The 14864-nt window shown below is 65.0% G+C and carries 13 protein-coding genes; 2 read left to right on the forward strand and 11 right to left on the reverse strand.

Annotated features, from left to right (window positions below; translation table 11 throughout):
* Positions 1-4: 4 nt before the first annotated feature.
* From lpxD to rpsB, 11 genes are all read right to left on the reverse strand, one after another.
* On the reverse strand, positions 5-1045 hold the full coding sequence (gene lpxD, locus METRZ18153_RS0110790) for a UDP-3-O-(3-hydroxymyristoyl)glucosamine N-acyltransferase (protein WP_020164753.1): 1041 nt from the start codon (positions 1043-1045) through the stop codon (positions 5-7).
* 4 nt (positions 1046-1049) lie between these two features.
* The gene (locus METRZ18153_RS0110795; RefSeq protein ID WP_020164754.1) at positions 1050-1571 is read right to left on the reverse strand and encodes an OmpH/Skp family outer membrane protein; all 522 of its coding nucleotides are present in this window, start codon (positions 1569-1571) and stop codon (positions 1050-1052) included.
* Between the two features lie 31 nt (positions 1572-1602).
* A complete protein-coding gene (bamA, locus tag METRZ18153_RS0110800; RefSeq protein WP_020164755.1) occupies positions 1603-3897 on the reverse strand; it encodes an outer membrane protein assembly factor BamA in 2295 nt (764 codons plus the stop codon).
* Positions 3898-3925: 28 nt separating this feature from the next.
* Positions 3926-5284 carry an RIP metalloprotease RseP gene (gene rseP, locus METRZ18153_RS0110805; RefSeq protein ID WP_020164756.1) on the reverse strand — a complete coding sequence of 453 codons (1359 nt, stop codon included), beginning with the start codon at positions 5282-5284 and terminating at the stop codon, positions 3926-3928.
* On the reverse strand, positions 5281-6441 hold the full coding sequence (gene ispC, locus METRZ18153_RS0110810; RefSeq protein ID WP_020164757.1) for a 1-deoxy-D-xylulose-5-phosphate reductoisomerase: 1161 nt from the start codon (positions 6439-6441) through the stop codon (positions 5281-5283). Before ispC ends, rseP begins: the two co-directional genes overlap by 4 nt.
* On the reverse strand, positions 6441-7277 hold the full coding sequence (locus METRZ18153_RS0110815) for a phosphatidate cytidylyltransferase (protein WP_020164758.1): 837 nt from the start codon (positions 7275-7277) through the stop codon (positions 6441-6443). Before METRZ18153_RS0110815 ends, ispC begins: the two co-directional genes overlap by 1 nt.
* Positions 7270-8022 (reverse strand): polyprenyl diphosphate synthase, encoded by a 753-nt coding sequence (gene uppS, locus METRZ18153_RS0110820; protein ID WP_020164759.1) that lies wholly within the window; start codon positions 8020-8022, stop codon positions 7270-7272. Before uppS ends, METRZ18153_RS0110815 begins: the two co-directional genes overlap by 8 nt.
* 16 nt (positions 8023-8038) lie before the next feature.
* On the reverse strand, positions 8039-8596 hold the full coding sequence (gene frr, locus METRZ18153_RS0110825) for a ribosome recycling factor (protein WP_019918207.1): 558 nt from the start codon (positions 8594-8596) through the stop codon (positions 8039-8041).
* A gap of 76 nt (positions 8597-8672) precedes the next feature.
* A complete protein-coding gene (gene pyrH, locus METRZ18153_RS0110830) occupies positions 8673-9386 on the reverse strand; it encodes a UMP kinase (protein WP_020164761.1) in 714 nt (237 codons plus the stop codon).
* 14 nt (positions 9387-9400) lie between these two features.
* On the reverse strand, positions 9401-10303 hold the full coding sequence (gene tsf, locus METRZ18153_RS0110835; RefSeq protein WP_020164762.1) for a translation elongation factor Ts: 903 nt from the start codon (positions 10301-10303) through the stop codon (positions 9401-9403).
* Between the two features lie 68 nt (positions 10304-10371).
* Positions 10372-11130 (reverse strand): 30S ribosomal protein S2, encoded by a 759-nt coding sequence (gene rpsB, locus METRZ18153_RS0110840; protein WP_020164763.1) that lies wholly within the window; start codon positions 11128-11130, stop codon positions 10372-10374.
* Between the two features lie 279 nt (positions 11131-11409).
* Between rpsB and map the strand changes: the two genes are divergently transcribed.
* Both map and METRZ18153_RS0110850 read left to right on the forward strand, forming a co-directional pair.
* Positions 11410-12228: a type I methionyl aminopeptidase gene (gene map / locus METRZ18153_RS0110845; protein WP_019918202.1), complete on the forward strand. Its 819-nt coding sequence runs from the start codon at positions 11410-11412 to the stop codon at positions 12226-12228.
* A 3-nt stretch (positions 12229-12231) separates the two neighbouring features.
* Positions 12232-14814 carry a [protein-PII] uridylyltransferase gene (locus METRZ18153_RS0110850; protein WP_020164764.1) on the forward strand — a complete coding sequence of 861 codons (2583 nt, stop codon included), beginning with the start codon at positions 12232-12234 and terminating at the stop codon, positions 14812-14814.
* Positions 14815-14864 lie beyond the last annotated feature (50 nt).

Below are 14864 nucleotides of genomic sequence, written 5' to 3' on the forward strand. Positions count from 1 at the left end.
CAATTCAGTCTTCCTTGTTGCCTTGCAGCGTTGCAAGTTGTTGCTCGAGCGCCTTGATGCGATCGGCCATCGAGTCGAGGTGGCGCAGGCGCGAGTAGTTGCGCGTCCATTCCTTGTGCTCCATCGACGGCACCGAACCGGTGTACACGCCCTTCTCCGGAATCGACTTGGTCGCGAACGACACCGCCGATACCACCACGTCGTCCACGATGTCGATGTGGCCCATGATGTTGGCCGAACCACCGATCATGCAGCGCTTGCCTATCGTCGTGCTGCCGGCCACGCCGGAACACGCCGCCATCGCAGTATGGTCGCCGATACGGACGTTGTGGGCGATCTGGATCAGGTTGTCGAGCTTTACGCCGTCGCCGATCACGGTGTCTTCGAGCGCGCCGCGGTCCACCGTCGTGTTGGCGCCGATTTCGACGTCGTTGCCGATCAGTACGCGACCGATCTGCGGAATCTTGACCCAGCTGCCGTCCGCCTCGCGGGCGAAGCCGAAGCCGTCGGCGCCGATCACGGCGCCCGAGTGCAGGATGCAGCGCTCGCCGATCACGCAGTGCGCGTAGACGACCACGCGCGGGTGCAGCCGCGTGCCGGTGCCGATGCGCACGCCCTCGCCCACCACGCAGCCGGCGCCTATCAGCACGTTGGCGCCGATGTCCGCCCCCTCGCCCACCACCGCACCGGCGGCGACATGGGCGGACGCGTCGATCCGCGCACCCGGATGCACGCTTGCAGCCGGATCGATGCCACCTGCCGGGCGCAGATCGGGATTCAGCAGCTGGGCGACGCGGGCGAAGTACAGATAGGGATTACGCACGCGGATGTGCGTGCGGGCGAGATTTTCGCCGTCGGCCGGCGGCACGATGACCACACCCGCACCGCTGCTGGCGAGAACGCTGCGGTACTTCGGGTTGGACAGAAAGGAGATGTGAGCCGGGCCGGCGCTGTCGAGCGGCGCCACCTGCTCGACCAGCAGGTCGGCGTCGCCATGCAGTTCGCCGCCCAACCGGGCGACGATGTCGCCAAGACGGGCTGCCATGTTCTTACTTGCTTGCCGGCGGGTCGGCCAGCGCCTTCAGCACCTTCTCGGTGATGTCGATGCGCTGGCTGCGATACACCACCTCCTGGAAGATGATGTCGTACTTCTCGGCCTCGGCGATCACCTTGATCGCCTTGTTAGCCTTGTCGAGCACACCGGCCAGTTCTTCGTTGCGGCGCTGGTTCAGGTCTTCGCGGTACTCGCGCTCGCGACGCTGCATGTCGCGGGTGAGTTCGCTGAATTCACGCTCCTTGGCGCGGCGGTCGCTGTCGGACAGCGTGACCGCATTCTTTTCCATGTTCTGCTGCATGCCCTGCAGCTGCTTGGCCAGCTTTTCCAGCTCCTGGCTGCGCTTCTCGAATTCCTTCTCGAGCTTCTTCTGCGCACGCACCGCCGGTGCCGCCTCGCGCAGGATGCGTTCGGTGTCGACGAAGCCGATCTTGACGTCGCTCTCTGCGCGCACCGGTGCGGCCGTCAGCAAGGCGAGCGAAGACAGCAATGCAATGAATATGGAGCGTGCGGACATACTCGACCTGTTCATACGGAGCTCTTCTTGATCAGAACACATTGCCCATCTGGAACTGGAAGCGCTGCAGACGATCGAGCGGATCCTTGTTCAGGGGCTGTGCAATGCTGAACTTCAGCGGTCCCATGGGCGAACTCCACGCCACGGAAAGGCCGGCACTATAACGCATATCGCCGAGACTCAGGCTCTGGCCGTCGGCCCAGACGTTACCGGCATCGACGAAGGTGCCCAGACGCAGCGACTTGTCCTGCCCCATGCCGGGGAAGGGGAACAGCACCTCGGCATTCATCACGAGGCGACGATCACCGCCGATGGTCGTGCGCAGCAGGTTGCCATTGCCATCGCGGTCGCGCTGACCGATCGACGCCGTTTCGAAGCCCCGTACCGAGCCGATGCCGCCGACGTAGAAGTTCTTGTAGAACGGCAGCGGCTTGTCGCCATAGCCGCGACCATACCCCAGTTCGCCATTGAGCATCAGCACGAAGTTGCCCCACAGCGGGAAATAGGTCTGGTGCTGGTAGGAGGCCTTCATGTAGCGCAGGCCGCCGGGCGGAATCGCGATTTCGCCGTTCACGCGCTGGATCGAGCCCTTCGTCGGGTAGATGAAGCTGTCGCGCGTGTCGCGTGCCCAGCCGATGGTGCTCACCAGCGAGTTGTTGGTGTCGCCGAATTCATTGACGAAGTTCTTGTAGCGCTGCGGACTGTCGGAGAAGGTGTCGATCGAGGTCTGATCGACCGCCAGACCGAAGTTGATGCGGTCGTCCTCGCGGATCGGGAAACCCCAGCGCAGGCCGGCGCCGACCGACGATGTACGGTAGTTGCCGATGCGCAGACGGGTCGGGTCGACGTTGCGCAGATAGACGTCGAAGCCGCGCGAAATGCCGTCCGGCGTGTAGTAAGGATCGGTGAAGGACAGCGCGTAGGTCTTGTTGATGCTGCCGCTGTTCAGGCTCAGCGACATCGACTTGCCGCTGCCGAACAGGTTCTGCTGCGAAATCGAGGTCGACAGGATCAAACTTTCCGAGCTGGAGAAGCCGGCACCGAACATCAGGTTGCCGGTCGGCTTTTCCTTCACCGTCAGGTTCACGTCGACCTGGTCGGTGGTACCGGGCACGGCAGGCGTCTCCACCGTGGCCGCGTCGAAATAGCCGAGGCGGTCAACGCGGGTACGCGAACGGTTGATCTTCTCGCCGTCGTACCAGGCGCCTTCCATCTGGCGGAATTCGCGGCGGATGACCTGGTCGGCGGTCTTGCTGTTGCCCAGCACGTTCACGCGGCGCACATAGACGCGGCGGCCCGGATCGACGAACACGGTGAACGAGACAGTCTGCTTTTCCTTGTCCGGTTCCGGCACCGCATTGACGTTGGCGAAGGCATAGCCTTCGTTGCCGAGACGGTCGTTGATCGCCTTCGTGGTGTCGGTCAGGTTCTTGCGCGAAAATTCGTCGCCCGGCTTCAGCTTCACCAGCTTGCGCAGTTCCTCTTCCGGCAGCAGCAGATCGCCCGACAGCTTGACACCGGACACCGTGTATTTCTTGCCCTCGGTGATCGAGACGGTGATGTAGATATCCTGCTTGTCCGGCGTGATCGACACCTGGGTCGAATCGACGTTGAATTCGAGATAGCCGCGATCGAGATACCAGCTGCGCAGCGTTTCGACGTCGGCGCTGAGTTTCTGGCGCGAATACTGGTCGTTCTTCGTGTACCAGGTGAGCCAGTTCGGCGTCGTCAGCGTGATCATCTTCAGCAGGTCCTTCTCCTTGAAGGCACTGGCACCGACGATGTTGATCTGACGGATCTTGGCGACCTCGCCTTCGTCGACCTGGAAGTTGATCGCCACACGGTTGCGCTCGAGCGGCGTCACGGTGGTCTTGACCTCGACCGAATAACGGCCGCGCGACAGATACTGTCGCTTCAGTTCCTGCTCGGCTCGCTCCAGCACGGCGCGATCGAAGATGCGCGACTCGGCCAGGCCCACGTCACGCAGGCCCTTCTTGATCGCTTCCTTGTCGAATTCCTTCATGCCGGTGAAGTCGAGCGACGCGATGGCCGGGCGCTCCTCGATCACCACCACCAGCACGTCGCCCTCGACCTCGATGCGCACGTCCTTGAAGAAGCCGGTCGCGAACAGTGCCTTGATCGCCTCGGCCGCCTTGTCCTCGGTGAAACTCTCGCCGACGCGCACCGGCAGATAGTTGAACACCGTGCCGGCTTCGGTCCGCTGAATTCCCTCGACGCGGATGTCGCGGACGACGAAGGGTGCGAAGGCGTGGGCATGAGCCGACAGCAGTCCCGCGATCAGGGCGGGCAGGAGAAACTTGCGCATTGGGGGAAGTGGGGAATTCAGTCGGTAGTCAACCGAAAAGGCGATTGATATCGTTGTAGAAGGCGAACGCCATGAGCATCAGCAGGATGGCGAGGCCGATCTGCTGCCCGATCTCCATGACCCGCTCCGGAACCGGACCGCCCTTGAAAAATTCGATCGTATAGTACATCAAGTGCCCACCGTCCAGCAGCGGGATGGGCAGCAGGTTGAGCACGCCCAGACTGATGCTGATCAGCGCGATGAACTTGATGTAATGGGTCAGCCCCATGGCCGCCGACTGGCCCGCGTAGTCGGCGATGGTGACCGGCCCGCTCAGGTTCTTCCACGACAGTTCGCCGGTGATCATGCGGCCGAAGGCCTTGAGGCTGAACAGGGCCGTGTCCCAGGTCTGGCCGACCGCCAGCAGCAGCGATTCGCCTACGCCGTGCCTAACTTCGACGAACAGCCGCTCGCGCAGTGTCGGATCGGGTTCGGGGCCGATGCCCAGGCGGCCGAATCGCTGTCCGCCCTCCTCCACCGTGGCCACTTCGGCGCGCAGCACAGCCTCGGCACCATCGCGCAGCACCACCACATCTACGGTCCGTCCGCCCAGTTCGCGCACCTGCTGCACCATGGCTGCCCAGTCGTCGACTGCCTGTCCGTTGATGGACAGCACGCGGTCGCCCTCGCGCATGCCGGCCTTGTCCGCCGCGCTGCCCTCGCCCACGCTGCCAACGACAGTCGCGACGCGCGGCCGGAACGGCAGCAGGCCGACCCGCTCCATCAGCGTGGCGTCGACGTCGCTGCCTATGCCCGACAGGTCGATGCGGCGGTTGTTGATTTCGGCGCGATCATTGATCGTTTCCAGCAGCAGCGAACGCCCCTCGACCGCGGCACGCGCGACGTGCCAGCGCAGGTCCTGCGCCGACGCGATCGGTTTGCCATCGACCGCACGCACCTGCTCGCCGTCGGTGACACCGGCCACCGCCGCCGGGGTGCCCGCCGCGGGCGCCGCCAGCAGTGCGCGCGGCTCTTCCATGCCGTAGATGAACAGGCCCCAATAGACGACGATGGCGAGCAGGAAATTGGCGATCGGCCCGGCCGACACGATGGCGAAGCGGCGCCCGACGGTCTGCCGGTTGAAGGCACGGTGGCGTTCGTGCTCGGCCACTTCGCCCTCGCGCTCGTCGAGCATCTTGACGTAGCCGCCGAGCGGAAACACCGACAACGCCCATTCAGTCTGGTCCGGGCCGTAACGACGCATCCACAGCGGGCGGCCGAAGCCGACGGAAAAACGCAGCACCTTGACACCGCACAGCCGCGCCACGCTGTAGTGGCCGAGTTCGTGCACGGTGATCAGGATGCCCAGCGCCAGCGCGAAGGCCCCCAGGTAGAACAGCGGATTCAAGCGCGTGCCCCGATCTGGCGCCGTGCGACCTCGCGCGCCGCAGCATCGGCGGCGAACACTTCGTCGAGCGTGCTCGACGGCTGATCGGGAAGGGTGTCGAGGGTGGCGGCAATCACATCGGCTATGGCACGGAAACCGAGCCGATGTTCCAGGAAGGCGGCAACCGCGACTTCGTTCGCCGCATTGAGCACGGCCGGCGTGCCGGCGCCGGCGCGCAGTGCGTCGAAAGCCAGCTTGAGGCAGGGGAAACGGTCCAGATCCGGGCGCTCGAACACCAGATCGGCCGCCGCCGCCAGGTCGAGCACGCCGACGCCGGATTCGATCCGCTCCGGCCAGGCCAGCGCGTGCGCGATCGGCGTACGCATGTCCGGGTTACCCATCTGCGCCAGCACCGAGCCGTCAACGTACTCGACCATCGAATGCACGATGCTCTGTGGATGGATCACCACGTCGATACGATCGGCCGGCGTGTCGAACAGCCAGCGCGCCTCGATCACTTCGAGGCCCTTGTTCATCATGGTGGCCGAATCGACCGAAATCTTGCGGCCCATGTCCCAGTTCGGGTGAGCGCAGGCCTGTTCCGGCGTCACGTTCGCCAGATCGGCGATCGGCGTGCGGCGGAACGGACCACCCGACGCGGTCAGCAGGATGCGGCGCACGCCCTCGCGCCCTTTGGCCGGCATGCACTGGAAGACGGCGTTGTGTTCGCTGTCTATGGGCAGCAGCGTCGCGCCGTGGGCCGACACCTCGCGCATGAACAGGTCGCCGCTCATCACAAGGCTTTCCTTGTTCGCGAGCAGGATGCGCTTGCCGGCGCGCGCTGCCGCCAGCGCCGAGCGCAGGCCTGCGGCGCCAACGATGGCCGCCATCACGGTATCCACCTCGGGCAGCGCAGCGACCATTTCGAGCGCCTCGACGCCGTGCATGACCTCGGTCGGCACCCGACCGGCCAGGCGTTCACGCAACACGACGGCAGCGTCCGCGTCGGCCACCACGGCGATGCGCGGCGCGAAGGCGATGCACTGTTCGGCCAGGCGGTCGATCTGGCGATGACCGGACAGCGCAACGATCTCGAAACGGTCCGGGTGGCGGGCGACGACGTCCAGCGTGCTGACGCCGATCGAGCCGGTCGCGCCCAGTACGGTCAGTCTGCGCATTAGTTCGACGCTCCGGGTATCAGGTTGAGCAGGTAGAAGCCTATCAGCGGCAAGGTGGCCGTCAGGCTGTCGACGCGGTCGAGCACGCCGCCATGGCCGGGCAGCAGCTGACTGCTGTCCTTCATGCCGGCCTGCCGCTTCATCATCGACTCGAACAGGTCACCCACGATGCTTACCGCGGTCAGCAACAGCAGCATCGCCGCCCAGAACGGTGCCGACGGCATCTGCGCAGCGTCGAACAGCGCCGGCTTGATGGCGAGGCCGTACAGCTGTACGGCGACCACGGCACCGGCTGCGCCCTCCCAGGTCTTGCCAGGGCTGATCGACGGCGCCAGCTTGTGTCGACCGAAGGCCTTGCCGGTGAAATAGGCGGCGATGTCGGCGATCCAGACTACGGCCATCAGCAACAGCAGGGGCAGCACGCCGATGGCGCGCAGCTGTATCAACGCAAGCGCCGGCGGCAGCAGCACGAGCACGCCAGTCAGAACAAGCCAGGGCTGCGCCGGGCGCGCGCCGCGCGACATCCAGAACGGTACGACCAGCAGCCAGAACAGGATGGCCAGTGCATGCAGCGCGGACAGCGCGGGCGCCGCATCGCTGACAACGCCCTGCGCGTCGAAGGCGCGTTGTGCGCAGAACCCGACCAGGGCGAAGGTGAGCACGCCCGCGACGCGGGCGCCAAGCGGCGCGAAACCGATCAGGCGCGCCCACTCCCAGCCGGCGAACCCCAGGATCGCGGCGACCAGCCAGCCCCAAGCCGCCAGATCCATGCCCCACAGTGCCGCCGACAGTCCCGCCAGCAGGACGATGGCCGTCAGTACACGCTGCTTAAGCATGCTGGCCGGCTGCGGCCGCTGACTGGACCTGTTCGCTGGTTCGGCCGAAGCGACGTTCCCGCTGCTGGTAGGACGTGATGGCCTCGTCTATGGCCGCACCATTGAATTCGGGCCACAGGCTGTCGGTGAAATAGAGTTCGGTGTAGGCCAGTTGCCAGAGCAGGAAATTGCTGATGCGCTGTTCGCCACCGGTGCGAATGAACAGATCGGGCTCGGGCGCGTAGGCCATCGACAGATGCGGCGCCAGTTCCTGTTCGGTAAAGCCTTCACGCCGCTCCGGGTGCGCCTTCAGCATGCGCTCGACCGCCTGCAGGATGTCCCAGCGGCCGCCGTAGTTGGCGGCTATGGTCAGGTTGAGTCCGGTATTGCCTTCGGTCAGCGCCTCGGCATTGCGGATCAGTTCGACCAGACGCGGCTCGAAACGGCCCAGATCGCCGACCACGCGCAGACGGATGCCGTTCTCGTGCAGGCGGACGACTTCGTCCTCCAGCGCGCGCACGAACAGCTGCATCAGGAAATTGACTTCCTCGGCCGGCCGCCGCCAGTTCTCGGAACTGAAGGCGAACAGCGTCAGATAGCCGACGCCGCGCTCGGCGCAGCGTTTGACCACCGCGCGCACCGCCTCGACACCCTTGCGGTGCCCGGCAACGCGCGGCATGAAACGGCGACGCGCCCAGCGGCCATTGCCATCCATGATGATGGCGATGTGTCGCGGGACTGCGGACGTGCCGGTGCTGGAAGACAAGATCCGGTGCCTGGCTTCAGACAGCCATCAGGTCTTGCTCTTTTTGCGCCAGTTGCTTGTCGACCTCGGCGATGTAGCGGTCGGTCAGCTTCTGCACGTCGTCCTGCGCGCGGCGCTCGTCGTCCTCGGAAATTTCCTTTTCCTTGACGGCTTCCTTCAGCGCATTGTTCGCGTCACGGCGCAGATTGCGCACGGCCACGCGCGCGTTCTCGGCTTCGCCACGAACGACCTTGATCAGCTCCTTGCGGCGCTCTTCGGTCAGCGGCGGCATCGGCACGCGCACGATATCGCCCATGGCAGACGGGTTCAGGCCGAGGTCGGAATCGCGGATCGCCTTCTCGACGACCGACAGCATCTTCTTTTCCCACGGCTGCACGCCGATTGCGCGCGCGTCGATCAGCGTCACGTTGGCGACCTGCGACAGCGGCACCAGCGAGCCGTAGTAATCGACCTGGATGTGATCGAGGATGCCGGTATGCGCACGACCCGTGCGTACCTTGCCGAAGTCGGTCTTGAGCGACTCCAGCGTCTTCTGCATCTTCTGTTCGGTGGTTTTCTTCAACTCGGGGATCATGACGTCGCCTCTTGTTGGAAGGGACGGCCGCACCCGGGCGGCCGCTGAAGCAAAGGGGCCGACGGCCCCTGCACCACTATATATGGACCAGCGTACCTTCGTCTTCGCCCATCACGACACGCTTGAGCGCGCCCGCCTTGAAGATGCTGAACACCTTGATCGGCAGTTGCTGGTCGCGGCACAGCGCGAGCGCGGTGGCGTCCATCACTTTCAGGTCGCGGCTGATCGCCTCGTCGAAGCTGATGCGGTCGTAGCGCGTGGCGCTCTTGTCCTTCATCGGATCAGCGCTGTAGACGCCATCGACCTTGGTCGCCTTCAGCACGATTTCGGCTTCGATCTCGCGACCGCGCAGCGCAGCGGCCGTGTCGGTGGTGAAGAAGGGATTGCCGGTACCGGCGGCGAAAATGACGACCTTGCCCTCTTCGAGGTAGCGGATCGCCTTGCCGCGGATATAGAACTCGACCACGGGTTCAATGCTGAGCGCCGACTGTACGCGCGCCGCGACGCCGGCCTGACGCATCGCGTCGCCCAGCGCCAGCGCGTTCATCACGGTTGCCAGCATGCCCATGTAGTCGGCGGTGGCGCGGTCCATACCGGCCGCACCGCCCGCCACGCCGCGGAAGATGTTGCCTCCGCCGATCACGACGCCCACTTCCACGCCGAGGGCGCGGATTTCGGCAACTTCAGCGACGATGCGTGCAAGCATGTCGCGGCTGATGCCGTAGTCGTCGTCGCCCATGAGGGCTTCGCCCGACAGCTTCAGAAGGATGCGGCGATAGGCAACAGTCATGCAGGCTCCCGGGCTCAGGCCTTGGCGGCCGCTGCGGCGGCAGCCTGGGCGGCGACTTCGGCAGCGAAGTCGGTGGTCTTCTTCTCGATGCCTTCGCCGACCACGTACAGCGTGAAGGAGGCGATCTTCGCCGACTTCGCCTTCAGCAACTGTTCGATGGTCTGCTTGCCGTCTTCGGCCTTGACGAAGACCTGACCCAGCAGGGTGACTTCCTTCAGGTACTTCTGCACCGAGCCTTCGGCGATCTTGGCGATCATCTCTTCCGGCTTGCCGGCTTCGCGCGCCTTCTCGATCGCAACGCGACGTTCGGCTTCGATCAGGTCGGCCGACACGCCGGTCGAATCGAGCGACTTCGGCTTCGACGCGGCGATGTGCATCGCCAGGTCCTTGGCCATCGCTTCGTCACCGCCGACGACATCGACCAGCACGCCGATCTTCGAACCGCCATGCACGTAGCTGGCGACCTTGCCTTCAGCCTGCACGCGCACGAAGCGGCGGATCGACATGTTCTCGCCGATCTTGCCGACCAGTGCAGCGCGAGTCGATTCGACCGTACCTTCGCCGAACGGCAGTGCCGACAGCGCGGCCACGTCGGCCGGGTTGTTGTCGGCGACCAGCTTGGCTGCGCCGTTGACCAGCGCCAGGAAGTCGTCGTTCTTGGCCACGAAGTCGGTTTCGCAGTTCACTTCGACCATTGCGGCAGTCTTGCCGTCGGCCGACAGGAACAGACCCACCACGCCCTCGGCGGTCACGCGGGCGGCAGCCTTGCTTGCCTTGTTGCCCAGCTTCACGCGGAGGATTTCTTCGGCCTTCGCCAGGTCGCCGCCCGCTTCGGTCAGCGCCTTCTTGCATTCCATCATCGGAGCGTCGGTCTTTTCGCGCAGCTCCTTGACCATACCTGCGGTGATTTCCGCCATGCTCATTCCTGCCTATAAATACGAATCGGTAAAACAATCGCGGGCGCCTGGGCGCCCGCATCAATCGATCAGGCCTGGGCTTCGCCTTCGCCTTCGACCTCGACGAACTCGTCGTCGGACTTCAGCTGTGCCACCAGGTCCTGGGCGGCGCTGTTGCGGCCTTCCAGGATCGCGTCGGCCACGCCGGAGGCGTACAGACGGATGGCGCGGCTCGAGTCGTCATTGCCCGGAATGACGTAATCGACGCCCAGCGGCGAATGGTTGGTATCGACAACGGCCACGACCGGGATGCCCAGCTTGTTGGCTTCGGTGATGGCGATCTTGTGGTAGCCGACGTCGATCACGAACAGCGCGTCCGGCAGGCCGCCCATGTCCTTGATGCCGCCGATGCTCTTCTGCAGCTTGACCAGCTCGCGCTGCAGCACCAGGGCTTCCTTCTTCGGCATGCGTTCCATCGAGCCGTCTTCGACCATGGCTTCCAGGTCCTTCAGGCGCTTGACCGACAGCTTCAGCGTCTTGAAGTTGGTCAGCATGCCGCCGAGCCAGCGCTCATCGACATAGGGCACGCCGGCGCGCTGCGCCTCTTCGGCCACGATTTCGCGGGCCTGGCGCTTGGTGCCGACCATCAGGATGGTGCCCTTGTTGGCGGACATGCGGCGGATGAAGGCCATCGCGTCGTTGTACTTGGCGACGGTCTTTTCCAGGTTGATGATGTGGATCTTGTTGCGATGGCCGAAAATGAAGGGGGCCATCTTGGGGTTCCAGAAGCGGGTCTGGTGTCCGAAATGGACACCCGCTTCCAGCATTTCGCGCATGGATACGGACATTCGAGATTACTCCGAACAGGGTTTGACCTCCGCCCGGCCGTGTTCACAGCCGGTGTTCCGGCTGCGCACCCTATCGGTTCAGTCACCGTATATATATGCGGCGACACCGGGCGTGTGGATTTGTCTGACGCACCCGCCATCGGGTACTGAAATCAGACAGCCTGCGATTCTAGCAGCCGCAATGCAACAAACTCAAGTCGGCCGGATGACAGCAGTTTGCCGCCCGGAACCGCTTCCGCTAACCTGCTGTCCCTCGGAACACCCTTACAGAGCCTTTTCATGAGCGTCACCATCAAGACAGCGGAAGAAATCGAGAGCATGCGCGTCGCGTGCAGACTGGCGTCGGAAGTGCTCGACTACATCGAGCCCCACGTGCAGCCGGGCGTCACGACGGCCGAGCTCGACCGCCTGTGCCATGAATACATGGTGAACGTGCAGCAGACCATCCCGGCGCCGCTCAATTACGCGCCGCCCGGCTACAGCCCCTACCCGAAGTCGATCTGCACCTCGGTCAACCACGTCGTGTGCCACGGCGTGCCGGCGGACCGGGCCCTGAAGAAGGGCGACATCGTCAATCTGGACATCACCGTCATCAAGGACGGTTTCCACGGCGACACCAGCCGCATGTTCATCGTCGGCGGCGAAACCACCAAGCAGGCGGCACGTCTGTGCCTGATCACCTACGAATGCCTGTGGCTCGGCATTTCCAAGGTGAAGCCGGGCGCCCGACTGGGCGACATCGGCCACGCCATCCAGCGCCACGCGGAAAACAATGGTTTTTCCGTAGTGCGCGAGTTCTGCGGTCACGGCATCGGCCGCAAGTTCCACGAGGAGCCGCAGGTGCTGCACTACGGCAAGCCCGGCACCGGCATGGAGCTGAAGGAAGGCATGATCTTCACCATCGAGCCGATGATCAATGCCGGCCGCGCCGCCGTGTCGGAACTGCCGGACGGCTGGACCATCGTCACCCGCGACCGCAGCCTGTCCGCGCAATGGGAGCACACGGTGCTGGTCACCGCCGACGGTTACGAGGTGCTGACCGTGTCGGCCGGCAGCCCGCCGCCGGCGCTGAGCGGCGACACCGCGCGGGCCGCCTGAGCGGTGAACGGCCCGTCCGATTCCGACGCGCTGCGCCAGCTCGCCAGCGCGCTGCGCAGCGAACTGGCAGCCAGCCAGCTCGAGTTCCGCACCCGTTTCGAACAGGACGGCAACAGCAGCCGCATGCTCGCAGCGCGCGCCCGCGCCGTCGACAACGCGCTGCGGCGGCTGTGGACAGCGGTCGGACTGCCGCGCAGCGCGGCGCTGATCGCGGTCGGCGGATACGGGCGCGGCGAGCTGTATCCAGCGTCCGACGTCGATGTGCTCTTCCTGACGCCGAGCGAGGTGTCGGCTGACATCGAGGCCAAGCTCGAGCATCTGGTCGGACTGCTGTGGGACATCGGTCTGGACATCGGTCACAGCGTGCGCTCGGTCGGACAGTGCGTCGATGAGGCGGCGCGCGACATCACGGTCGAAACCACGCTGCTCGAAGCGCGCCTGCTCGCCGGCTCGCGCAAGCTGTTCCGCGAACTGAGCAGCACGCTGGAGGCGCAGCGCGACCCCGGCGCCTTCTTCAAGGCCAAGCGACTGGAGCAGGACGAACGCCATCAGCGCTACCAGGAAACGCCCTACAGCCTCGAACCCAATTGCAAGGAGAGCCCGGGCGGCCTGCGCGACCTGCAGGTGATCCAGTGGATCGCACGCGCGAGCAAGCTGGGCGGCAGCTGGGCCGAACTGGCCGCGCGCGGCCTGATTACTGCCGAGGAAGCACGTCAGCTCGCACGCGTCGAGCGCTTCATGCGTGACACCCGGGTACGGCTGCACCTGATCGCGCGCCGGCGCGAAGACCGACTGATCTTCGATCACCAGGAGGCGATGGCCGCCGCCTTCGGCCTTGCCGCCACGCCGACACGGCGCGCCTCCGAAGTGTTCATGCAGCGCTATTACCGCAGCGCGAAGACCATCACCCAGCTGAACACCATCCTGCTGCAGAACATTTCGGCTGCGCTGTTCCCGGCCGACGATGCGGCAGTGCTGCCGATCAATGCGCGCTTCCAATCCAGCCGCGAACTGCTGGACGTGGTCGATGAGCAGGTGTTCGAGCGCGAGCCAAGCGCGCTGCTCGAATGCTTCACGCTGCTGCAGCGGCACAGCGAACTGAAGGGCATGACCGCCCGCACGCTGCGCGGGCTTTGGCGCGCACGCCGGATGATCGACGCGAAGTTCCGCCGCGACCCGAAGAACCGCGCCCTCTTCCTGTCTCTGTTCCAGCAGACGCGCGGCCTGGTGCATGAAATCCGCCGGATGAACCAGTACGGCATTCTCGGCCGCTACCTGCCCGCCTTCGGCCGCATCGTCGGCCAGATGCAGCACGACCTGTTTCATGTGTACACGGTCGATCAGCACATCCTGCAGGTGATGCGCAACGTACGCCGCTTCACCATGTCGGAGCACGCGCACGAATACCCGCTGCTGTCGCGCCTGATCACCGGCTTCGAGCGGCGCTGGCTGCTCTACCTTTCGGCACTGTTCCACGACATCGCCAAGGGCCGCGGCGGCGATCACTCGCAGCTCGGCATGCGCGACGCTCGCCTGTTCTGCCGCCAGCACGATCTGAGTCCCGTCGACACCGATCTGGTCGTCTTCCTGGTCGAGCACCACCTGTCGATGTCCTCGGTGGCGCAGAAGCAGGACCTGTCGGATCCGGACGTGATCCGCGACTTCGCGCGCGTGGTGAAGAGCGAGCGTCGCCTGACCGCGCTCTACATCCTGACCCACGCCGACATCCGCGGCACCAGTCCCAAGGTGTGGAACGCCTGGCGCGGCAAGCTGCTGGAAGACCTCTATTTCTCGACCCTGCGCGTGCTGCAGGGTGACGGTGCCCACGTACCCGGCAGCGGTGACCGGCAGGAGGAAGCGCGCAGTCTGCTGCGCTACTTCGGACTGCGCGAGGGCGTCGAACAGGCTTTCTGGTCGCGCCTCGACACCGTCTACTTCATGCGCCACGACCCGGACGAAATCGCCTGGCACACGCGCATGCTGTATTTCCAGGTCGATGCGACGGTGCCGGTCGTCAAGGCGCGGCCGAACCAGGTCGGCGACGGCCTGCAGGTGATGGTGTACGCGCCCGACCAGCTCGACCTGTTCGTGCGGCTGTGCGGCTTCTTCGGTCGCCTGGGCTACAGCATCGCCGACGCCAAGATCCACACCACGACCGACGGCCATGCGCTCGACAGCTTCGTGCTGCTCGACCCGAACGGCCACCTCAATTCGCGCGACATGATTGCGCTGATCGAAACCGGACTGGTCGAGCGCCTGCAGGCGCAGCTTCCGGCTGAGCAGCCGATCGCCGGACGCCTGTCACGCGAGGTGAAGCATTTCCCGATCACGCCGGAAATCGTCATCAAGCCGGACGAACGCAAGCAGCACCACATCATGCACGTCACCGCAGCCGACCGTCCCGGCCTGCTCTACTCGGTGGCGCGCGTGCTGGCAGCGCACGCGATCCGCCTGCACACCGCCAAGATCACGACGCTCGGTGAGCGCGCCGAGGACGTGTTCCTGATCTCGGGCGAGGAGCTGGACAACAGCACGACCCTGATCCGGCTGGAGCAGGAACTGCTGGGGGAACTGGCCGTTTCCTGAGTACGGTATGACGGACGCGACGCAGTGCTCGCTGCGCCGCGCAGGTTTCC

Origin of the sequence: Methyloversatilis discipulorum, assembly GCF_000385375.1 — a bacterium.
Classification (GTDB): Bacteria; Pseudomonadota; Gammaproteobacteria; order Burkholderiales; family Rhodocyclaceae; genus Methyloversatilis; species Methyloversatilis discipulorum_A.